Raw genomic sequence first — 22,522 nt, forward strand, 5'->3', positions numbered from 1 at the left:
TCTTAGGTGTCAACTATTTACTAGTGCATCTTCTTAGTCGCACGATTCTCATTGAGGAGGCGTCCCAGGTGTCACCGCTTCACCAGGCCCACCCCGGGAGCCGACTTCCATGACGACCTCCGCGGGGGTGCGCAACTACCTCGGTATCCACTTGAGCGGCCCTATAGGACACATTGGTGGCTTTGCCCGAATGTGCACGTTGACTGCCAAGGCCCTGTTCCGCCATCCCGTGGAATGGCGAGAGCTCATCCAGCAGGCGTGGTTCCTCATGAGCGTCACGATCATCCCGACCATGTTGGCCGCAGTACCCCTGACAGTGCTGCTCACCTTCACGCTGAATGTCCTACTGGCCGAGTTCGGCGCCGCCGACATCTCCGGGGCGGGCGCCGCGCTGGGTGCCGTCACCCAGTTGGGACCGTTGACCACGGTGCTGGTGGTCGCCGGGGCGGGCTCTACCGCCATCTGTGCAGACCTCGGTGCGCGCACGATCCGAGAAGAGATCGCCGCCCTGGAGGTCATGGGCATCGACCCCATCCGCCGGTTGGTGGTACCCAGGGTGATCGCAGCGACTGTCGTCGCCACCTTGCTCAACAGTCTGGTCATCATCGTGGGACTGGTCGGCGGTTTCGTCTTCAGCGTCTACCTGCAAGGGGTTTCCGGTGGCGCCTACCTGTCGACCCTCACGCTGGTCACCGGGCTGCCCGAGGTGCTCATCGCGACCGCCAAGGCTGTCACGTTCGGGCTGATCGCCGGTCTGGTCGGCTGCTACCGCGGTCTCACCGTGTCCGGCGGACCCAAGGGCGTCGGCACTGCAGTCAACGAAACCGTAGTGCTCTGCGTCATCGCCCTCTTCGCGGTGAACGTCGTGCTGACCACCATCGGCGTGCGATTCGGAACGGGGCACTGAGGTGACCACGAGCAGCGCCAATGCCGCCGTCATCCGTGCCCGCTACCCACGCGTGACCGCCAACCTCGGCCGTTACTTCAGCGTCCCCCGCCGCGGGATGGACTCGTTCGGGCAGATGGTGTGGTTCACGCTGGTCAGCATTGGGCAGATACCGCTGACGTTGCGCCGCTACCGCGCCGAGACGACGCGGCTCATCGCCCAGATCGGGATGGGCACCGGAGCGCTGGCGGTCATCGGAGGCACGCTCGCCATCGTCGCCTTCATCACGTTGTCCGGTGCCTCACTGGTCGCCATCCAGGGGTTCTCCTCGTTGGGCAACATCGGGGTGGACGTCTTCACCGGGTTCTTCGCGGCGCTGGTCAACGTGCGCATCGCCGCCCCCGTCGTCACCGGCATCGCGCTGGCGGCGACGGTGGGCGCCGGCGCCACTGCCGAACTCGGCGCCATGCGCATCAGTGAGGAAATCGACGCGCTGGAGGTGATGGGAGTCAAGTCCCTGGCATTCCTGGCCTCAACGCGGATCATCGCCGCCGTAGTGGTGATCCTGCCGCTCTATGGGCTGGCCATGATCATGGCTTTTCTCTCGCCTCAGCTGGTCACGACCCTGTTCTACGGACAATCCAGCGGCACCTACAACCATTACTTCCGGACGTTCCTGCGACCCGAGGACGTGTTCTGGTCGTTCCTCGTCGCCGTCATCACCGCCGTCGTCGTGATGATCACGCATTGCTTCTATGGGTACACCGCCGCCGGGGGACCGGTCGGCGTCGGCGACGCCGTCGGACGCTCGATGCGGTTCTCCCTGGCCGCGGTCGTCATCATCGCCATGCTCTCGTCGCTGGCGCTCTACGGCGTCGACCCCAACTTCAACCTCTCGGTGTAGCCACCATGTCAACACCCCTTCCCGAGAACGCCCAGCGCACACCGCCTTTCAAGACCTTGGCTGCACTCGGCGCGACGGTGCTCGTGCTGATCGCCGTCGTCGTCTTCATCCAGTTCCGGGGCGGCTTCACAGCCAAGGAACCGCTCACGCTGATCTCCGACCGGGCCGGACTGCTGATCGGACCCGGCTCCAAGATCACCCTCAACGGCGTGGAGATCGGCAAGGTCGGAAGCCTCACCGAGATCGACCGTGACGGCCAGCCCGCGGCCAAGTTCATCCTCGACATCGCACCGAAGTACTACTCGCTGATCCCGGTCAACATCGACGCCGCCATCAAGGCCACCACGGTATTCGGCGGCAAATACGTGGCCCTGTCCTCGCCCAAACAACCCGGGCGACCCATCACTCCCACCGACGTCATCGCCGTTGCGTCGGTCTCCACCGAGATCAACACCGTCTTCCAAACCGTCACCTCGATCGCGCACTCGATAGACCCGGTCAAGCTGAACCTCACCCTGAGCGGCGCGGCCGACGCACTGTCCGGGTTGGGCGACAAGTTCGGCACCGCGCTGACCAACGGCAACGAAGTTCTCGACAACCTGAACCCTCAAATGGACCAAATCCATACCGACATCAGTCAATTGGCGACGATAACCGACGCGCTAGGGGATGCCTCTTCGGATCTGTGGAGCGCCCTGGGGAACCTCACCACCACGGCACGCACCCTGAACACCCAGCAGAAGGACCTCGATGCCACGCTGCTGTCGGCCATCGGATTCTCCAACACCGGCACCGACGTCTTGAACAAGAGCCAGCCACACCTGGCGCAGACCCTTCTGCAGCTGGCGCCAGTCAGCGCGCTCCTGGACACCTACAGCCCGGAACTGGCGTGCGCCATCCGCAATGCCGGGCAGGTCCAGCCAGCCGTGGGGGCCTCCGAAGGCGGGGGCAACGGATACTCAGTGAAGGTGCACACCCAGCTCGTCGGTGGCGCCAATCCGTACGTCTTCCCCGACAACCTGCCAAGGGTCAACGCCCGTGGCGGCCCCGGCGGCGCGCCCGGCTGTTGGCAAGAAATCACCCGTGACCTGTGGCCGGCTCCGGCTCTGGTGATGGACACCGGCGCCAGCATCGCGCCCTACAAGCAGTTCCGGATCGGGTCGCCGTGGGCCAACGACTACGTGTGGGGACGTCAAATCGGAGAGAACACGGTGAACCCGTGAACACCACCTCGAGTGCTATAAAATTTGCCGCCGTCTCGTTGGTCCTGGTGCTCTTCGCGATGCTCACGGTCGTGGTGTTCGGCCAAGTGCGCTTCGACAAGACTGTGGGCTACTCCGCCGAATTCGCCTCGGTCAGCGGCCTGCGCAAGGGCCAATTCGTAAGGGCATCAGGCGTCGAGGTCGGCAAGGTCACCGACATGCGGCTCGTCGACGGGGGCACCCGTGTGCGCGTCGACTTCACCGTGGACCGAGCACTGCCGCTGTTCCAGTCGTCGGCCGCGCAGGTCCGCTACGCCAACCTGATCGGCGAGCGCTACCTCGAAGTCACCCGCGGGTCCGGCGACGGTAGTGACCGCACCCTGCCGCCGGGGGGCCTCATCCCCCTCGAACGCACCCAACCGGCCTTGGACCTAGACGCCCTCATCGGTGGTTTCCGCCCGGTGTTCCAAGCACTCGACCCACAAAAGGTCAACACCATCGCGTCCGCCATCGTCACGGTCTTTCAAGGTCAGGGCGGCACCATCAACGACATCCTCGACCAGACCGGCCGACTGACCTCTCAACTCGCTGACCGTGACGAGGCAATCGGGTCGGTGGTCAAAAACCTCGGTACCGTGCTGGACAGCATCGTCGCCAAGGCCGGCCAGGTCGACGCCACCGTGGTCAACCTCGAAACATTGATCAGCGGGCTGAGCGACCGAGCCGGCCCACTGGCCGACAGTGTGGCCAGCTTGAGCACCGCCACCGGGGCGCTGAGCGATCTGCTCAGCGAGAACCGGCCCTTGCTGAAATCGACGATCACGTCGGCCCAGGGCGTGCTCCAACCCCTGGTCGATCAGAGCCCACAGGTCGATGACCTGCTGCACAAGTTGCCGACCGCGTTGACGCTGCTCGGGCGCAGCGCCGGCACCTACGGCGACTTCATCAACCTGTACCTGTGTGACGTCACGCTGACGTTGAACGGGCTGCAACCCGGCGGGCCGGTCCGAACGGTCCGGCTCACCCAGCAGCCGACCGGAAGGTGCACACCGCAATGAGGGCGCTGCAACCCGAACACCGCGTCCGCGTCGGCATCATGGCGCTGATCCTGGTCCTGCTCGTCACCGGCGTCGGTCAAAGCTTCACCAGCGTGCCGATGCTGTTCGCCCAACCACGCTTCTACGGTGAGTTCGGCGACTCAGGAGCGCTGCGCGCCGGGGACAAGGTGCGCATCGCCGGAATGGACGTCGGCACGGTGCAGAGCCTGGCCCTGGCCACCGGGCACGTAGTCGTCCAATTCACGTTGGACGGCAACACCATTGGCACCAAGAGTCGGCTCTCCATCCGCACCGACACCATCTTGGGCAAGAAGGTGTTGGAGGTCGAACCGCGTGGGACGGACCCGCTTCGGCCGGGTGCGACGCTACCCCTGGACCAGACGACAACCCCCTACCAGATCTACGACGCGTTCCGGGACGCCACCAAGGACGTGGGCGGCTGGGACGTCGGCACCATCAAGCAATCGCTGCAGGTGCTCACCGACACCGTCGACCAGACCTCTCCGCACCTCAACGCTGCCTTGGACGGCGTGAAGCGCTTCGCCGACACGCTCAGCACTCGCGACGACCAGATTCAGCATCTGCTCGGGGAGACCAGCAAGGTGGCCGGCGTCCTCGGCATCCACGGCGAACAGATCAACCGCCTGCTCGTCAACGCACAAGCGCTGCTGTCGGCGATCAACGCGCGAGGCCAGGCCATCGAGGCGTTGCTCGGCAACGTCGAGTCCGTCGCGGCCCAAGTCCAAGGCCTGATCAACGACAACCCCAACATCAACGCCGTACTGAAACAGATCAGCACCGTCAGCGACGTCCTGGTTCAGCGCAAGGACGACCTGGCGGCCACGGTCCAGAACGTCGGCAAGTTCGTGGCGTCGCTGACCGAGATCGCCTCCTCCGGGCCCTACGTCAAGGCCGCGATCTTCAACCTGCTGCCGTATCAAATCCTGCAACCGTGGGTGGACGCCGCGTTCAAGAAACGCGGCATCGATCCCAACAAGTTCTGGGGCGATGCCGGGCTGCCATCATCGCAATTCCCCGACCCCAACGGTCAACGGCTGCCCAACGGTGCACCGCCCCCGGCCCCCACACCGCTGGAGGGCACCCCTGAGCATCCCGGCCCCGCCGTGATCGCGGGCTCCCCATGCTCGTACACACCCGCGCCGGGCGATTACCCCACCGCTGCGAACCCACTGCCCTGCGCCAACAGCGATACCGGCCCATTCGGAGGCAACCCCTACGGCGCCAATTATGGGGGCCCCGATCTCACCGGGCAGCCACCGAATCCGAACGCGCCGCCGCCTGCACCGGGCGTACCGAGCGCGGCGGTGCCCGGAGAATCCTCGCCGCCCATCGAAGGCGTCCCGGCAGCACCTCTCGCCCCCGGGCCGCCGGGTGCGCGGACCGTACCGGTGGCGCCGGAGCCGTCAGCGCCGAGCGCGCCCATCCCGACCGATCCCATGGGGGTTAACTAGCCGATGAGCACGACTCTCGACGCGCCGAAGCTGCGGCAGCCGTCCCGAAAGTCGATCGTGGTCACCTCGGTGGCCGTGGTCGCAGCGCTCGCGTTGTCCTACGGAGGATGGATTCTGTTCCAGAAGCTGACGAACAACGTGGTCGTTGCCTATTTCACCGAGGCCAATTCGCTGTACCCGGGGGACGAGGTCTCCATCATGGGCGTGCCGGTGGGCTCCGTCGACACCGTCGAACCGGCCGGCGACAAGATGAAGGTGACGTTTCACTTTCCGACCAAGTACAAGGTGCCCGCCGACGTCTCAGCGGTCATCATGAACCCGAGCCTTGTCGCCTCGCGCAACATTCAGTTGGAGCCGCCGTACAACGGTGGGCCGATCCTGACCAACAACGCGGTCATCCCCGTCGAACACACCCAGGTGCCGGTGGAGTGGGACGACCTACGCGACAGCATCGGCAAGACGGTGACCGCGCTGGGGCCGACACCACAGCAACCCAAGGGGCCGATCGGCGACACCCTAGAGTCTCTCGCCGAGGGGCTGGCAGGCAAGGGCAACGACATCAGCAAGACGCTGAACACGCTTTCGACGTCCCTGGGTGCCATCAACGACAGCCGCGGCGAAACGTTCGCGATCGTGGGCGGACTGGCCACGTTCCTCAACACCTTGCAAATCAACGAACAACAGTTGATCTCGTTGAACGACAACCTATCTCAGCTGACCAGCAGCCTCGCGCCGAATGACCACGCCGTCTCCGACGCCGTTCAGCAAGTCAACACATTGCTCCCCGTGCTGCGCAAGTTCCTCGACGAGAACGGTTCCGTACTCAAGACCGACGTCAACAACCTGGCGACGGCGACCAATCCGCTGGTGACACCGGATCAGCAGAAGAACCTGGAGAACTTCTTGCACGCCTTCCCGACCTTCGCGGCCAACACCAACAACAGCTATCACCCCGCCCAAGGCGCGTTGACGATCATCCCGGCCGTCACCAACTTCGCGAATCCGTTGCAGCTGATCTGCAGCTCCATCCAGGCCGGCAGCAGGCTCGGTTACCAGGATTCTGCCGAGCTGTGCGCGCAGTATCTGACACCTGTCCTGGATGCCATCAAATTCAACTACTTGCCGTTCGGGTTGATGCCGTTCAGCACCGGCGAGACGCTACCCAAGATGACCGCCTACTCCGAGCCGCGGCTGCAACCCCCACCGGGATTCAAGGACACCACCGTGCCCGGCATCTTCGCGCCGGACACCTACGTCAATGGGCACGGCAACCACCAACCGGGCTGGGTGGCGGCACCCGGAATGCAGGGCCTGAACGTGCGTCCCGTCACCGGGAACTTGCTGTCACCAGGGTCGCTGGCCGAACTCATGGGCGGTCCGGACGACGCACCGCCCGCGTGGGGACCGAACCTGCCCGGAAAGCCGAACAGCTTCGACGAGACGAACCCGCTGCCGCCGCCGTGGTACCCACAGCCGGGACCGCCGCCGCCGCCGGGACCAGAGGTCATCCCAGGTCCGGTCGCGCCGACTCCAGCCCTTGCCCCGGCCGCCGTTCCCGCCGACGGACCCGTTTTGCCAGCCGAAGAACCGATGGGACCGGGCCGGTGACCGCCCTGGGTTGGTGGCGGACCCGGATCATCCGACCCCGCAGCGGAGCCGCGCGCCGTCCGCGCCGGAGAACCTGGCAGGGCGCGGTGGTGCTGACCATCGCGCTGACGCTGAGCGGTTGCGGGCAGTGGCGCGGCATCGCCAACGTGCCCATCCCCGGCGGTCCCGGCAGTGGCCACGGTTCCTACGTCGTCTACGTACAGATGCCCGACACGCTGGGGTTGACCCCCAACAGCAAGGTCCTGATCTCCGACGTCTTCGTCGGGCAGGTCCACGAAATCCAGATGAAGAACTGGGTCGCCACCCTCACCGTCGAACTCCAAGGTGGTGTGCGACTGCCCCGCAACGCCACCGCCAAGATCGGACAGACCAGCCTGCTGGGTACACAGCACGTGGAGCTCGCCGCCCCACCGGACCCCTCTCCACAATTCCTCCGTGACGGCGACACCATCACGTTGCAGAACTCGTCGGCCTTCCCCACCACCGAACAGACACTGGCCAGCATCGCGACACTCCTCAACGGTGGCGGCGTGGCCAACCTCGAGGTCATCTCGAACGAGGTCTACAACGTCGTCAACGGCCGCGCCGACCAAATTCGCGCGCTGCTCGACAAACTCGACACGTTCACCGCCAAGCTCGAAGGGCAGATCGGGGACGTCACCCACGCCATCGACTCAGCCGACCGGCTGCTGGCCATGGCCGCCGCACACAACGACACGCTCAACGGGGCGCTGACCGATTTGCCCCCACTGGTCAAGTACCTCACCGACTCCCGCGGCACCGTCATCAACGCCGTCGAGTCGATCGGCCGGTTCAGCGACGCCACGCAAAGAACGGCCGACTCGTCGAGTGCCACCCTGAACCGCAACCTAGTTTCCCTGCAGCGGCCGCTGGCCCAACTCGTCCGTGCGGCACCGTTCCTGGTTCCGGCGCTCAAGGTGGCCCTCACCGCACCGTTCGACATCGACGCCGTTCCGAAGAGCTTCCGCGGTGACTTCATCAACACCTCACTCAACGTGGACCTGACGCTTAGTGCCCTGGACAACGGGCTTCTGACTGGGACGCGCTTCACCGGAGCACTGCGAGCGTTGGAGCAGTCCTGGGGCCGCGATCCCGCCACGATGATTCCCGACGTGCGTTTCACCCCGAATCCAAACGATGCGCCCGGCGGCCCGCTGGTCGAGAGGGGGCCCTGAATGGTGACCAGATTCGTTCGGATCCAGCTCATCGTCTTCGGCATTTTGACACTGCTTACGGTGGTGGTCCTGGGTGGGTACTACCTGCGTCTGCCCGCCGAGGTCGGCGTCGGGCAGTACACCCTGACCGCCGATCTGCCAGTGTCTGGGGGCCTGTACCGCACGGCGAATGTGACCTACCGCGGTACCACGATCGGCAGGGTGACCGCGGTCGAGCCGACGAAAGCCGGCGTCGAGGTCACGATGAGCATCGACGACAGCTATCGGATCCCCGTAGGCGCCACCGCCAGCGTGCACTCGGTGTCCGCCGTCGGTGAGCAGTACCTCGATCTCGTCGCCGACGGCGACCACGGTAAGTACCTCACCCACGGACAAACCGTCGCGGCGGGCACGGTTCCCGAGGATATCGGGGCGGCGCTGGACGCCGTCGATCGCGGCCTCGCGGCGCTACCACGGGACAAGATCGCCACCGTGCTCGACGAGACGTCGCAAGCGATCGGTGGCCTAGGCCCGGCACTGCACCAGTTGGTCGACGCCACCCAATCGCTCACCGGTGAACTCAAGGACAACACCACCGACATCAACGACCTCATCTCCAAGTCCGCCCCCTTGCTCACCAGCCAATCGGCCTCCACCGACCAGATCAAGCAGTGGATCCACAACCTCAACGTGATCTCCACCCAAACCGCCGCCAACGACCCCCAGCTCAAGAACGTGCTGACCAACGCAGCCCCGACCCTGGACACCGCCAACGACGTCCTAGGCGGCGTCCGCGAATCCCTTCCCCAGACCTTGGCGAACCTCGAAGTCGTCACCGGTCTGCTCTTGCGCTACCGGGCAGGCATCGAGCAGGTGCTGGTGCTGCTGCCGCAGGCCGCCTCAGTCGCCCAGACCACCACCCTGGCGTTCCCCGGCGAAGCCCGCATCGACCTCGGGTTGGCGATCAACCAGCCCCCGCCCTGCCTGACCGGGTTCCTGCCTGCCTCGCAGTGGCGTTCACCCGCCGATACCAGCATCGCGCCGCTGCCCTCGGGCACATATTGCAAGATCCCTCAGGACACCCCGGCCAACGCGGTCCGCGGCGCCCGCAACATCCCCTGTGTCGACGTCCCCGGCAAGACCGCCGCCACACCGCAGGAGTGCCGCAGCGGTCAACCCTATGAACCCATGGGCACCAACCCCTGGTACGGCGACCCTGACCAGGGGCTGACCTGCCCGGCGCCCGCAGCGCGCTGCGATCAACCGGTCAAACCCGGCTTCGTGGTGCCAGCGCCGACAATCGACACGGGCCTCAACCCGATGCCCGCGACCGGACTGCCGGGCACACCGCCGCCCGTCAACGACGCACTCAGCCCGCCCGGGTCAGGCACCGTCCAATGCAACGGCCAGCAACCCAACCCGTGCATCTACACCCCGGCCGGACCGCCGGTAGCCCCCATCCACACCCAGTCCGGAGAGATCACCGGGCCCGACGGGGTTCGATACTCCGTCGACAACTCGATCCAGGCAGGAGACGACGGATGGAAGAAGATGCTGGCACCGGTGGGGTGAGCACTCTGACCCCGATCGACACCTCGATGACCGCCGGAACGCCCGACGCCACCGACACGTCGACCGACACCGACGACTCAGGTGGTAGACGCACGGGACGACCGTGGCCGATCCTGATCGCAGCTGTGCTGCTGCTGCTCGCTGGAGGTGCTGGCGCCGGCGGTTTCTACGCGCGACAGGCGCATCGCGGGAGCCAGGCGAACGCCGCCGCCGCCGACGCAGCGCTGGCAGCCGCCAAGGACTGCGTCGCGGCCACCCAACCCCCCAACGCCGCCGCGTTGCCCGCCACCCAACGCAAGCTCGCCGAATGCTCGACGGGCAGCTTCGGCGACCAGGCCACGTGGTACGGCGAGGTGCTGGCGCAGGCCTACCAAGCCGTCGACGTCGGTGTGCATGTCCCCGAGATGTACGCCGCCGTCGAACGGGTCCGCGACAACGGGTCGATCCAGGTCTTGGTGGTATTCCGCGCCACCGTGTCTCAGCAGGGGATGGCCGACCGGGAGAACAGCTACCGGGTACGGGTCAAAATGGTGCCCGTCGACGGCCAGTTCAAGGTCGCCGAACTCGATCAGGTGGCCAAGTGACGCTCACCGACGTCGCGGCCCGTCCGCACACCACATCCTCGGACACGAGGCCCGAACCCGACGAGCCTCCCGCGGGGGAGTGGGCATCGTGGCCTGCGCGCGCCGGCGCATGGAGTCTGGACCTCCTGCCCGGCGCTGCGGTGCTGGCCACCGCGGCGCTGGTCGCCTTGACCGTGCCGTTGCGTGGGGGATGGTGGTGGGGGTGTGTGAGCCTCGGTGTCGCGGCGGTGCTCTGGACAGGCTTCAACAGGTTTCTCCTCCCAGGTGCTAGCGGAAAGACACTGGGCCGCAGAGTATTCGGGCTCACGCTGGTCCGCCGCGACGGATCGGTCGTCGGGCCCGTGAGACTGCTGTTGCGCGACGCGGCGCACCTGTTGGACACCGTGCCGGTGCTTCTGGGTTGGCTGTGGCCGCTGAAGGATCCCCGTCGACGGACCTTCGCCGACATGATCTGCGATACCGAAACCCACGTGGCGCCAGCAGTGGGTGCGGCGCGCCGGCCCCGCCGCGCCGCGGTCGTCACTGCCCTGGCCGCGGCCGTGCTCTGCGCCGCCGGCGCTGGTCTAAGCCTCGCCGTCATCGCCCTGCCGGACCGTACCGTCGCCGACACCGACGCGGCCATCACCGCGCTGGGCCCCCACGTCGTCGAGCAGATCCTGACGTATCACCCCGACACCATCGAGGCCGACTTCGCGCGCGCCCAATCTTTGGTCACCGATGGATACCGCGGGCAGCTGACCGCCCAGCAGCAGTCAATCCGCAGGTCGGGAGCGGTGCGCAACGAATACTGGGTGACCGACGGCGCCGTGCTCGACGCGGGCCGCGGCCGGGCGACGATGCTGCTGTTCTTGCAGGGGCAGCGCGGAGCTGCGCCCGATCAGCGCTACCTCACCGCAACGGTGCGGGTGACCTTCGTTCAATCCGGCTCGGCGCTTTGGCGTCTCGACGATCTGACGGTCGTGACCAGCCCTCAACCGATCGAGGCCAAGCCGTGAGCCCCCGCCGCAAGATCGATCCGGATGATGTCCCGTGCTTTCCGCCGCCGCCGCGACCTGCGCGCCGCTGGGGGGCGCCGCTGGTGGTGACCGTCGCCGCCCTCGTGGCAATCAGCGCGATCGCGACCTGTGCCTGGGTGCTGTCGTCACACGACGTCCACCGGCGGGCAACCATGACCGATGCTTTCGCCGTGGACTACGTCCGAACGTTCATGACCGAATTCACCTCTCCGGATCCATTCCACGCCAACGACTACGCCGATCGGATCTTGGCCCAGGCCACCGGTGGATTCGCCGACCAATACCGCCAGAACGAAAACGAGATCCTCATCGGCATCGCCCGATCCGAACCCACGACGGGCACCGTGCTCGACGCCGGGGTGTCGCGGCGCAACGACGACGGCAGCGTCGACGTACTCGTCGTCACCAAGCTCACATCGCAGTCACCGGACGGCACGTTGCAAGCGGCACGGGCCAACCGGTGGGTCGTCACGACGAAACAGGAGGGTGACCAATGGAAGATCAGCAGCCTGATCCCGATGACGTGACCACCGAACACGACCAGGACGGCACCCAGAGAGTCGCCGGGGGCGGCGCGAGAAGAGTGAGAAACCGGCGCCCCCAACGCTCGCCGAGCGCCACTCCGCGCGGAAAGCGTCAACGTCGCGCTTCCGGCTCCGGTACCACCGCCCTGCTCGAGCACGAGGGCGACGACTACTCCCCCGCCACCACCACCGAGACCGGCGCCGACGACGTCCCCTCCGCCGATACCTCGGATGAACAAGGCACTGCGCGTTCACGCTTCAACCGGTGGCAGATTGCTCTCGTCGCCGTGGCGACGGCGGTGTTCGTGGGCTCGCTGACCTTCGCCGGTGCCGGTCTGCACGCCTACCTGGCCGACCGCGCCGAGGCGTCCACGCGCACCGAGGTGGTACGCACCGCGGTCGCCGCCGTCACCACCTTGTGGACCTATACACCCGAGACGATCGACACTCTGGCCGACCGCGCCAGGCAGTACCTCAGCGGAGACTTCGGGGCGCAATACCGCAAGTTCCTCGCCGCGGCCGCCGCACCAAACAAGCAAGCCCAGGTGACAGACAGCACCGAGGTCGTCGGCGCGGGGGTCGAGTCGTTGAACGGTTCGGACGCGGTGGCCATCGTCTTCACCAACACCACGGCGACGAGTCCGCTGACCAAGAACGTCCCTTCGCTGAAGTACGTCGGCTACCGACTCACCATGACGCAGGAAAGCTCGCGCTGGCTGGTCACCGGAATGTCTACCGTCAGCTTCACTGACCTCACTCCGCAGCTCTGACGACTCGACGATGAAAGGCAAATATGGCCCGCAAATCGGTTCCGCTGGCATGGGCCGGAGTAGCGCTGGTCGGGGTGATCGTGGTCATCCTGGTGGTGTCGTGGCAGCTGTTCGACCGGCTGGGCGCCGCGCAGTCGATGGTCGACGACCTCAGCCCGGCGTTCACCGTCGACCGCGTCATCGGTGCCCGCGCTGGCATCGAAATGGTCTCCGCGGCAACCGATACCGGTGACGCCATGATGCACCCCGACGGGGCGGCAGCCGAGATGCCCAGACTGATCGACTTCATCGCCTCGCGCACCGGAAGCTCTCCCGATGCAGCACAACAGCTGCTACGCAATGATTTTCCCGCAATCAACGGATTTCTTACTTCGCTCCCACTGCCCGAAGTCAGCGCCGAATTGCCCAAACTCGTCCACTACCTGAGCACGGTCCTGCAACAAACGCCGGCACAGACCGACCAGATGCTGCAAACCGATTACCCCAAGATCTGGCAGGTGTATCAAAACCTGCCGAAACTCACCGCCGGGTGGGACGCCATCCCCGGCACCGAAGCGCTTACCCGCTTCGACGGCACGCCGGTGCGCACGATGCCGCAGCTGCGAACCTACCTCAGCCAGGAAGTCGTGGGACCCGTCGAACGCCAACAAGCCAACTTCCGGCCGCTGGGTGCAAGGGGCGGTGTGTGGTTCCTTCCGCCGCTGTTGCTGGTCTTGGGTGCTGCCGTGATCGCGTTCGGCGTGGCCATGATAGTCAAGACGCGAAATGGTGTGAAACGCAACCGATTGCGATATGCGTGGGCAGTCGTCTCGGTGATCGGCGTCATCGTGCCCGGATTGGTGCTCGCCTTGAACCTGTTTCCCCGCCTCATCGGCGGTCAGGCTCTGCTGGATGACACCCGGCCCGTCTTCGCCTTGGACCGCATCCAAGGAGACCATGCCGGCGTCGAGTTCATCTCCATCTTCGTCGATGCGCTCGGGCCCGCGGTCCTGCCCGACGGTGGCGTGACCCAGGAATACCCGGCGCTGCTCGAGCACGTCGCCCAGCACGTCGGCATCCCCCTGCAGGACGTCCGCGGCCTAGTCCACCTCAACTTCCCCCACGCCGCCCGACTGCTCGACGGCGTACCGTTCTCTGCGTCCACCGCCGATGCCACCACGTTGATCAACGTACTGGCCTCGACGTCACACGTGACCTCCGAACGGGTCCTACAGGACATGAAGGCACAACTGCCGCAGACCTATCAACTGATCACGAGCCTGAAGACTGTCACCGACGGATGGACCGAAGTCCCCGGCACCGAAAACTTGACCCACTTCGATGGCACGCCCTCCCGCTCGGTCCCCCTCATCCGCGACTACTTCCGCAACGACGTAATTCCCGGACTGGAAAGACAACAACCCCACTTCGTGATCGTCGACACCAATTGGCCACAGCTCATCATCTTCGCGCCCCTCCTGTGCGCCCTGGGTGCTGCGGTCTTTGTCTACGGATTCCTAATCCGTTCTCTCACAAGTAAACTGCTTCGAGCGCAAGGCGAACCGCCGAGCCCTTTGACTCCGACGTCCAGTCCACCCATTCCGGCCGACGTTAGCTGACACACCGATGACCGGAAGCGACACCGGTGACCTCAGACCACCTGCACCGCTTCGCGTCCCAGCGCGGGGCTGTGGATCTAACGGTGTTTCCGGCACTGACTCGCTGAGCGTTGCTCGGCGAGAAAGGTGCCGTGATGACGACACTGGAAGATATGGCGAAGAAGAAGGCGGCTGAGCAGTCCGCTGAGAAGAAGGCTGCGGTCGAGCTGGTGCGACTGGCCCAAGAGCAGGGCCTGTCGCTGATTGGGCCCGACGGGCTGCTGAAGCAGTTGACCAAGACGGTGCTGGAGACCGCGCTCAATGAGGAGATGACCGAACACCTCGGCTATGAGAAGCACGACCCGCCCGAGGCGGGGTCGGGCAACGTCCGCAACGGCACCCGCTCCAAGACGGTGCTGACCGACACCACCGGCCCGGTCGAACTTGACGTGCCCCCGGGATCGAGCATCGACCTTCGAGCCCCAGATTGTCAAGAAATGCCAGCGCCGGCTGAATGGGGTCGATGAGGTGGTCTTGTCGCTGTACGCGAAAGGCCTGACGACGGAGAATATCTCGGCGCATTTGGCCGAGATCTACGGTGCGTCGGTGTCCAAGGAGACGATCAGCCGGATCACCGACGAGGTGCTCGAGGAGATGAACGCGTGGACGGTACGGCCCCTTGATGAAACCTATGCCGCGATCTTCATCGACGCGATCTCGTGGTGATGGTCCGCGACGGCCAGGTCGCCAACCGCCCGTTCTACGCCGCCATCGGGGTCACCCTGGCCGGGGAACGCGACATCCTCGGCTCGTGGGCCGGCACCGGCGGGGAGGGCGCCAGGTTCTGGATGAGCGTGCTGACCGATCTGCGCAACCGCGGCGTCAAGGACACGTTCTTCGTGGTCTGCGACGGACTGAAGGGTCTGCCCGATGTGGTGAGCAACGTATGGCCGCAAGCGATCGTGCAGATCTGCATCATTCACCTGCTGCGCAACCCATTTCGATTAACATCACGAAAGTACTGGGACGAGATCCAACGCGATGTGAAGCCGATCTACACGGCGGCAGTCACACCGTCGACACCGGGTGTGTTGCGGCCCCGGTTACCCGCGACCCGATCAAACGCCACGATCAGCGTCGCCGGGTCGTGCACGAGGTTGAACACATCATCAAATCGGCGGCCAGTATCGGCCGCCGCCCAACGGTGCAGCTTGTCCTGCATCTCCGATACCCGCTGCCACGGACCCTTCGGGCCCGCGCCGCCGGCGCCGCCATTCGGCGGCGCATCTTTCGGCATTACAGCAACCAACTGACTCCTCTCGCTGTTGCCCTTCCCCATGTGACCGGCTTTCCCGGAGTACTACGGCAACTCCGCCCCGCTGCGAGCCGATCGACCGACGGTGCGCCCAGCCCCCCCGATACGCTGGCTGCACTCGGAAAGGGCAGACCCGCAACGGTTCCCGTGTTCACTGTGCTTCGATCGATCGAGGAGGAGTCCGCCTCTGCCCCTGCGGCCTCACTGCGGTTACGCCGCAGACCTTCTCCGCAGCCTCTCCAGACCGCGTTTCACCGGCCCGGAAAGTTCCCGTGGCTCCTACACACCTCGGGATGCGCCGCTCCCGACCCACATCCACCAGATTCGAGTCGGTATAGCGTTGAGGGGCTTTACAACATCGGTTCCTCACGCCCTCCTTTCGATCGCGCTCGCCGGACCCGCACCATCTGGCAGCGCTGACACGCCCCGGCTTTGTCAAGGCTGCTCCCACCCTCCCCGACACCTCCCGGCTTGGGCTGCCCTCAGCTCCGATCGGGCCGCTGCGACGACCCGACGGCAAAGGTCTCTCACCTCCACTCAAATCACAGCGACTCACGGCGCACGAAACCTGCCCCGAATGCGTTCGCGATCACCTTCGCCAACCGATTCCCGGCAGCCGAAACCTATTGATGAAAACCGCCGGAAACACCGTTAGTCCCCGCGCTGGTGCGACCGGGCCGCCACCTCGTCCTGCTGGGTCCGGGTGAACGGGTTGACGTCGTTGCGCTCCTCGGTCAGCGCGCCCATAGGCTGATCGGTGAACACGTCGTGCAGACCGTCGTAGGCCTTTCTACCCTTGGACTCGGCCGTCCACCCATCGTCGAGCTTGCCGCACGTCTGCCGACAATCCTGCGTCCCTGCGCTGCCAGCTCTCTCATTATCGGCGTCGTTCAAGCGCTATCGACGACTGGTGAGCTCGGAGGGCGGCTGGCCTCCGAGCAGGTGAATCAGCTGGGCCGCCAGCTCGTCGAGTTCGACTCCGACGGCGCTGACGGCCGGGCTGTCGTAGCTGTCGAATAGCGAGCTGGGCTGGTCGATCGTGAAGTGGGTGTGTCCTTCGCGATCGGCGTAGATCAAGGCACGCAACGGAGCATGCAACATGATGGACGGGTCATGTCGGAACATCCGTTCGGCGATCGTGTGATTACCCATCAGGTACTGCGTGGCCTTCCACGGCGCGGACGGCGCATTGGCCAACACGGCGGAGACGTCGATGCGGTTGTAGAACATGAAGCCGTGTGGGGCGTTGATTTCGGCTAGCTCGAGATGGGCCTGCCAGTTGGCAAGTTGAAAGAAGCGTGCGTAGTCGACCTCGGGAACTAAACGTTCAAAGTTGTCCCGCGCCTGGTCGTAGAGCGAAGGCAGCCCGATGTCGAGTCGGCGCGTCTGGTACTCGATTACGTCGTTGGAGCTGGTCACGGCGAGGCCATTCCTATCTCGTTGTCGGCCGAGAAATCTAGTTCGACGTCGTGGATGTCGAGGGTGATGGAAGCGACGTTCAGATTCACCGTGTTGTCGGGGGTGCGGCGGAATACACGTCGGCGCGTGGCAATCTGCAGACCACCGAAGTCGCGAAATCGAGTGCTGTAGTGCCCCACCAGAGCCGAGCCGTTGACCTCGGCGATGTAATCCATCCGCCGCTGCACACCATCGTGGTCGAAGTAGAAGACCTGCTTGGGACTGTGTGTGGCGATCGTCGGTGGGAAGGTCACCGCCAGCCGTCGCCAGGACTGTCCAGCTTCACGCCATGGGTCTAATTCGTGAGTGAGAACGCCGGGATAGGCGAACAAGAACGGCGACGTGAGGTAGTTCCAGCACGCATAGCCCAAGAAGTAGCCCAAATGCGCGGCGTCCCAGGGACTGGATCGCAGCATTCCGGTGAACGACGCGCGCGGCGATGACAGAACCTCTGCGGGTGAACCGTCGAACGGCTGCAGCGTGACGGTGTCGGCGACGGCGTCGAATTCCATCCAGCGGTCGGGGAGCGTGAACGGCGAGAACCGTATTCGCTGGGCTTTGGGGTCCAGCGTCACCATTTGATCGAAGGTTTGGCCGGCTGGCCAACCCTTGCTAGCCCAGATCGGACCCCCAATCGTCAGGTGGGCGCGCAATTGGCCGATCCGGCTCCACAGGGCCGCTCCACCGGCCCGATCGATGACGGTGGCGAGAAGATCGGGGCTCACCGTCGAAAGCCGTTGTCTAAGCGCAGAAACTCCCTGCGTGCCAACTGCGGCAGTGGAGATGGCCCGGTCGGCAACTCCGCGGTGCGCCCGGTAGTTGGGCACTGGAGGTAGCAAGCGTTCATACGGGTCCTGTCAGATGGGACGTGCATGGGATACGTGACCGACATCGGCGACGGCGGTGGGCTGCGGTTGCGGTTTGTGACGTACTCGCGCGCGGAGGCGGTCGCCTTGACTGATCGCGACGACACCGAGTATGACGATCGCGCCGCCGGCCAGCTCGGCTGGCAGTGGCAGCTCGTGGAGCCACAGAAAGGAGATGACGATGGCAGCGGCCGGAACCAGGTAGAGCAATGAGGTGGAGGTCGCGATGGGCAGATTCGCCACGGCGTAGCCCCACAAGATGAATCCCACTGCCGAGGGCAGGGCTCCGAGGTAAAGCGCCCCGAGCCACGCCGAGGACGGCGCATCAGTGATCGGCTGCCAGCAGAAGGGGAGGGTCGGGAGCGCGACGACGGTGGCGGCGATCATGCCGTAGGTGGTCAGCTCGGCACCGCTGTAGGTGCGAAGCACAGGTTTGGTCAGAGGGTGATAGATGCCCTGCACCACCATCGCCACCACGACGATGACAACCCCCGCAGACAGGGTCGGCCCAGACCGAGCGAAGCACACCACCGCGACGCCCGACAACGCAAGGACGGAACCAATAATCTTGATCGTCGTCAGCGGCTCGCCGAAACGAATCGCGGCAATGCCCACAGAGACGAGAGGAGCTGCGGCCACGATGACGCTGGCGGTGCCTGCAGGCACCTCTTGCTCTCCCCAATTCAGCAGCAGCTGATAGCCGGCGAGCAGCAGTCCCAGCAGGAACAGGATCGGAAGGTCCGACCGGCGCGGTAGGCGGACTCTGAGCAGCGGAGCGAACATCAGCAACGTCACCGACGCGAACAGCGACCGCAGAAACGACAAACCTACTGGGCCCAGGTCCGGAGAAGCGACCTTGATAGCGGGGAATGCGCTCGCCCAGAGCAGCACCACACCCAGGCCCGCGGCCAGTACCCGCAACGTCTTCACACGTCGATCCTGCAGCAACCAACACCGAAGTTCCATTTACTTTTTGGTCATTGATTGATAAATAAGGTTTCATGCTGGATGTCCGCAAGATGAGGATGTTGACCGAATTGGAGCGCCTGGGCACGGTGACCGCGGTGGCAGAAGAGCTAAAGCTCGCCGCTCCCGGGGTGTCGATCCAACTGCGTTCCCTGGAACGAGAACTGGGGCTCAAGCTCATCGAACGTCGCGGACGCCGAGTGGGGCTGACCGCCGCCGGGAAAGTCTTGGCTGCTCATGGGCGAGGTGTCCTCGACCTGCTGACAGCCGCGGAAATGGATGTTCGCGCACTTCGGGAGGGGACGACCGGCACCTATCGGGTGGCGGCGTTTCCGACCGCGGCTCGGTCATTCGTCGCCGACGCGTGGTCAACGGCACTGTCCGCACCGGGTGTCGTGCCACCAATGACCATGGCGGAGATGGAGCCTCCGGAAGCGCTGTCAGCTCTCGGTGCAGGCACGGTAGACCTCGCGGTCACCCATGCCTACTCAAACGTGGCGCCAGTCTCGGTAGGCGATCTGAGCGCCACACAGGTGCTCACCGAGTCGGTCCGCTTGGCGGTGAGTACCACTGATGCGCGTGTCACGACTCGAACACGCGTCGGGCTGGAGGAATTCAATCGCGATCGGTGGATCGTCCCCCGCCCAGTGTGGAGCTGTTACCAGATGATCGAACGCGCGTGCGGCGCAGCGGGTTTCGTACCGGACGCGATTGCCGAGGCAACTGATTTTACCGTACAGTTGGCACTGGTCCGAGCTGGCGTGGGTGTGGCGCTGATTCCCGAACTAGGTTGCCAGGTACTACCGGAGGGGGTCCGCCTCCTCGAATTACACCAACCGGTATTCCGGTACGTCTTCTCGCTCGCCCGGGCCACCTCGGTCTCGGATGTTGGGCTTGGGCGCCTGACTCGACACATCGTGGAGGCTGCCGAAGCGATCCAACGCCGCTAGGCCACCCGCCGGCGACCAGGGGCACGGACCGGGGCGTGCGTGCGGTGCGATCACGGGGGCCTGACCGAACGGAAGAAGCGCAGCATCACCGGAGCTGGAGGAAGCGACGGCCTCGAACAAGCAGCGAGCGAAGCACGCGAGGCCCGGTGGCGAGGTGGACGCCTACCGGCGCCTCCGAGACACCGCGCGGGCATTCGCGTAGTGCGGTCACCGCATGCTGGGGGACGGCGAAGATTCCTGTCGAGCGGAGATCGGAGGAAAGCGTTGGGTTGCGCGGTCCTCCCGTCCCCATCCGGCAGCATGGCGTTGCGCTCAAGACGGCCCAGGGCGACGTGGCCGCTGTTTAGTCCAGCGCTCGCGCTGGAGTCTGAGATCGTGTCAAACCGCTTGTCAGCACACCGTGTGCCGAGCACCTACGTCCACGTCGTCTTCCAAGGCGTTCGCCCGACGGGAACCCCTGCACCGAGGGGCACGCCGGCAGCTCCCCGATGATTGGATTACTTCGCAGTTCACTCCAAGGTGTTGCCAGGTAAGGCTCGTAATCTCGAGAACGTGCGAGAGCCATTGATAGACGGATCGGGGTGGGGCCAGCTCCTCGAGGGCCAATTCAGTGGCCTGCAAAGTCGACCGACCGGCGCCGACTGCGCCTCCGGCCGGCTCACGCAGACCCGGCTGGGTGCCGTCGACGCTTTCTCACTGACGGGAAACGCACAACAAGTCAGCCGTAGCGTCTCCTCGGCGCACCAGGTTTCCCTCGAGGTTGCCAAGGTGATCATGATGAGACATGGCGTGGGGTGGTTCAGCCAGGGGAGCTCCGACCTCGAAGTCGGACCGGGCCAGTTCGCGGTCTACGAGGCGTCGCGTCCCTATCAGCTGGAGTTGCCCGACCGGTGGAGTTGCGTCGTGGTCACCGTCCCACTGGCCACCATGGGCATGCCGACGGACGTGCTGAAGCACGCATCGACGCGGGTGTATCAGACCAGCGGCGCCGGCCGCGCGTTGCGCCGGGTACTCACCGAGGTCGGCCGACTCGGCACGACGTCGCCCAGCGCTCGTCACCGGCTGGGCGTGGCGGTGACCGCGTTGTTGACGGCGACGTTGGTCGACCTCGACGACCGCGCGACCCTCACGCCGGAACTGTTGCTGCGCAACGCCGTACTCGACTCGATCAAGGCCCGGTTGTCCGATCCCTCGTTGTCCACCGCCGAGCTCGCCCGCGAGCACCACGTGTCGACGCGCACGCTGCAGCGGTTGTTCGAGAACGAGACTCGGGGTGTCGCCGGAATGATCCGCGATCTGCGCCTGGAAGCGATCCGACAGGATCTGGCCGATCCGGCGATGCGCGGACTCTCGATCGGAGATGTCGCCGGTAGGTGGTGCCTGTCAGATCCGGCCGTGCTGTCGCGGTCGTTTCGTGCGCGCTACGGAACGTCTCCGTCACGCTACCGGTGCTCCGCGCTGGCCGAGTGGAGATCGGTCCCTCGTTGACGGGTAGTTGCTGCTGACCCCGAGATGAGGTCGGCCGCCTTCTCCCCGACCATGATTGCCGCTGCACCAGGGTTCACCGAGACGATCTTCGGCATGATCGACGCGTCCGCCACTCGCAGTCCCCTGACACCGCGGACGCGTAGCTCGGCGTCGACCACCGCGTCGTCACCGATGCCCATCGCGCAGGTTCCCACGGGATGGTAGTAGGTGCTGGTGGCCTGGGCCAGGTACTCGCGTAGCGACTCTTCGCTCGTTGCGTCGGGTCCGGGCAATATCTCCCGCCCTCTCCACGGCGCGAAGGGGGCGCTCGCCGCGATGTCCCTCGCGATGGCGACGCCGTGGATGATCCGTCGCACGTCGGACTCCGCGCCGAGATAGTTCGGGTCGATCAGCGGTGGTGTGTCGGGGTCGGCGTCGCGCAGCCGGACCGTTCCCCGGGCGTCGGGCACCGTGGTCACGCCGAAGGTGAAGCCGTTGGTCGGTCCGACGAGGTGCGGCGGATGGAAGGGAATGTGGATGAACAAGATCTGCATGTCCGGTCCGGCGAGCGACCCGTTGCTGCAAAACGACAGGGACGCTTCGCCGTAGTTGTTCCGTCCGGCGGGAACGGGCTGCGTCGCTTCATAGACGATCCCGCACAACGGGTGGTCGTGCAGATTGCGACCGACCCCGGGTAGGTCGTGTGCTGCGACTACCCCGGCTGCCTCGAGTTCGGCGGCCGGCCCGATCCCGGAGAGCATCAGCAACCGTGGCGAGTCGACCACGCCGGCGCTGAGCGCGACTTCATTCTCGGCATACGCGGTGTGGATGGCGCCCTTTCGTCGGTATCGCACACCTAGGCAACGGTTTCCGTCGATGACCAGCTTCACGGCACGTGACTCGGTGGAGACGGTGAGATTCGTCCGGCTGCGGATCGGGTGGAGATAGGCGGCGGCGACGCTTTGTCGGGTGCCGCCGACGATCGTCATGTCGTGCCATCCCGCCCCCTCGGCGTGAAGTCCGTTGAAGTCCTCCGTGATCGGATGCCCGGCGGCGAGGGCGCCCTCGAGGAACACACTCGATAGGGGGTTGGCCTCCTCGGTGCGAGCGGGACCGGGCGTCATGGGTCCGTCTACCCCGCGGTACCGCGGG

At 65.4% G+C, this 22,522-nt stretch carries 19 protein-coding genes and 2 pseudogenes; 16 read left to right on the top strand and 5 right to left on the bottom strand.

Features of this window, described 5'->3' with window-relative positions:
• Positions 1-109 precede the first annotated feature (109 nt).
• The 14 genes and pseudogenes from B1790_RS32505 to B1790_RS32570 all read left to right on the top strand — a co-directional run.
• Positions 110-907, top strand: coding sequence for an ABC transporter permease (locus B1790_RS32505; RefSeq protein ID WP_079927400.1), 798 nt, complete (start codon positions 110-112; stop codon positions 905-907).
• 1 nt (position 908) lies between these two features.
• Positions 909-1,790, top strand: a complete 882-nt coding sequence (locus B1790_RS32510) for an ABC transporter permease (protein WP_079927401.1) — start codon at positions 909-911, stop codon at positions 1,788-1,790.
• 5 nt (positions 1,791-1,795) lie between these two features.
• A complete protein-coding gene (locus tag B1790_RS32515; RefSeq protein WP_079927402.1) occupies positions 1,796-3,013 on the top strand; it encodes an MCE family protein in 1,218 nt (405 codons plus the stop codon).
• Positions 3,010-4,050 (top strand): MCE family protein, encoded by a 1,041-nt coding sequence (locus B1790_RS32520; RefSeq protein WP_079927403.1) that lies wholly within the window; start codon positions 3,010-3,012, stop codon positions 4,048-4,050. The genes B1790_RS32515 and B1790_RS32520 overlap by 4 nt, the downstream gene beginning before the upstream one ends.
• A complete protein-coding gene (locus tag B1790_RS32525) occupies positions 4,047-5,522 on the top strand; it encodes an MCE family protein (RefSeq protein WP_142271647.1) in 1,476 nt (491 codons plus the stop codon). Before B1790_RS32520 ends, B1790_RS32525 begins: the two co-directional genes overlap by 4 nt.
• A 3-nt stretch (positions 5,523-5,525) precedes the next feature.
• Positions 5,526-7,130, top strand: coding sequence for a virulence factor Mce family protein (locus B1790_RS32530; RefSeq protein WP_079927405.1), 1,605 nt, complete (start codon positions 5,526-5,528; stop codon positions 7,128-7,130).
• Between the two features lie 5 nt (positions 7,131-7,135).
• Entirely contained in the window at positions 7,136-8,326 is a 1,191-nt protein-coding gene (locus B1790_RS32535) for an MCE family protein (RefSeq protein WP_233165432.1), read from the top strand.
• Positions 8,327-9,877, top strand: a complete 1,551-nt coding sequence (locus B1790_RS32540) for an MCE family protein (RefSeq protein ID WP_079927406.1) — start codon at positions 8,327-8,329, stop codon at positions 9,875-9,877. It abuts the gene before it with no gap.
• The gene (locus tag B1790_RS32545; protein ID WP_079927407.1) at positions 9,847-10,461 is read left to right on the top strand and encodes an Mce protein; all 615 of its coding nucleotides are present in this window, start codon (positions 9,847-9,849) and stop codon (positions 10,459-10,461) included. The genes B1790_RS32540 and B1790_RS32545 overlap by 31 nt, the downstream gene beginning before the upstream one ends.
• Positions 10,458-11,456 carry an RDD family protein gene (locus tag B1790_RS32550; protein WP_079927408.1) on the top strand — a complete coding sequence of 333 codons (999 nt, stop codon included), beginning with the start codon at positions 10,458-10,460 and terminating at the stop codon, positions 11,454-11,456. Before B1790_RS32545 ends, B1790_RS32550 begins: the two co-directional genes overlap by 4 nt.
• Positions 11,453-12,004, top strand: a complete 552-nt coding sequence (locus B1790_RS32555; RefSeq protein ID WP_079927419.1) for a mammalian cell entry protein — start codon at positions 11,453-11,455, stop codon at positions 12,002-12,004. The genes B1790_RS32550 and B1790_RS32555 overlap by 4 nt, the downstream gene beginning before the upstream one ends.
• The gene (locus B1790_RS32560) at positions 11,971-12,771 is read left to right on the top strand and encodes a mammalian cell entry protein (RefSeq protein ID WP_079927409.1); all 801 of its coding nucleotides are present in this window, start codon (positions 11,971-11,973) and stop codon (positions 12,769-12,771) included. The genes B1790_RS32555 and B1790_RS32560 overlap by 34 nt, the downstream gene beginning before the upstream one ends.
• Positions 12,772-12,908: 137 nt before the next feature.
• Positions 12,909-14,369 (top strand): hypothetical protein, encoded by a 1,461-nt coding sequence (locus B1790_RS32565; protein ID WP_233165430.1) that lies wholly within the window; start codon positions 12,909-12,911, stop codon positions 14,367-14,369.
• A gap of 131 nt (positions 14,370-14,500) precedes the next feature.
• Positions 14,501-15,412: pseudogene (locus B1790_RS32570) on the top strand (IS256 family transposase); the annotation flags it as partial.
• A gap of 911 nt (positions 15,413-16,323) precedes the next feature.
• On the opposite strand, the pseudogene B1790_RS35720 reads toward B1790_RS32570, so the two are convergent.
• The 4 genes and pseudogenes from B1790_RS35720 to B1790_RS32595 form a co-directional block, all read right to left on the bottom strand.
• A pseudogene (locus B1790_RS35720) lies at positions 16,324-16,557 on the bottom strand (hypothetical protein); the annotation flags it as partial.
• A gap of 3 nt (positions 16,558-16,560) precedes the next feature.
• Entirely contained in the window at positions 16,561-17,082 is a 522-nt protein-coding gene (locus B1790_RS35535) for a DUF302 domain-containing protein (RefSeq protein WP_233165431.1), read from the bottom strand.
• Positions 17,079-17,846, bottom strand: coding sequence for a hypothetical protein (locus B1790_RS32590; RefSeq protein WP_079927411.1), 768 nt, complete (start codon positions 17,844-17,846; stop codon positions 17,079-17,081). The genes B1790_RS35535 and B1790_RS32590 overlap by 4 nt, the downstream gene beginning before the upstream one ends.
• Positions 17,847-17,978: 132 nt before the next feature.
• Positions 17,979-18,917, bottom strand: coding sequence for a DMT family transporter (locus B1790_RS32595; RefSeq protein WP_198952183.1), 939 nt, complete (start codon positions 18,915-18,917; stop codon positions 17,979-17,981).
• 71 nt (positions 18,918-18,988) lie between these two features.
• Between B1790_RS32595 and B1790_RS32600 the strand changes: the two genes are divergently transcribed.
• Together B1790_RS32600 and B1790_RS32605 are read left to right on the top strand one after the other, a co-directional pair.
• Positions 18,989-19,903 (top strand): LysR family transcriptional regulator, encoded by a 915-nt coding sequence (locus B1790_RS32600; protein WP_079927413.1) that lies wholly within the window; start codon positions 18,989-18,991, stop codon positions 19,901-19,903.
• Positions 19,904-20,455: 552 nt separating this feature from the next.
• Positions 20,456-21,391 (top strand): helix-turn-helix domain-containing protein, encoded by a 936-nt coding sequence (locus B1790_RS32605; RefSeq protein WP_158083913.1) that lies wholly within the window; start codon positions 20,456-20,458, stop codon positions 21,389-21,391.
• On the opposite strand, the gene B1790_RS32610 is transcribed toward B1790_RS32605, so the two are convergent.
• A partial coding sequence (locus tag B1790_RS32610) for a GMC family oxidoreductase (RefSeq protein ID WP_079927420.1) occupies positions 21,346-22,522 on the bottom strand: 1,177 nt, incomplete at its 5' end. The genes B1790_RS32605 and B1790_RS32610 overlap by 46 nt on opposite strands.

This window comes from Mycobacterium sp. AT1, from assembly GCF_002043095.1.
Taxonomy (GTDB): Bacteria; Actinomycetota; Actinomycetes; order Mycobacteriales; family Mycobacteriaceae; genus Mycobacterium.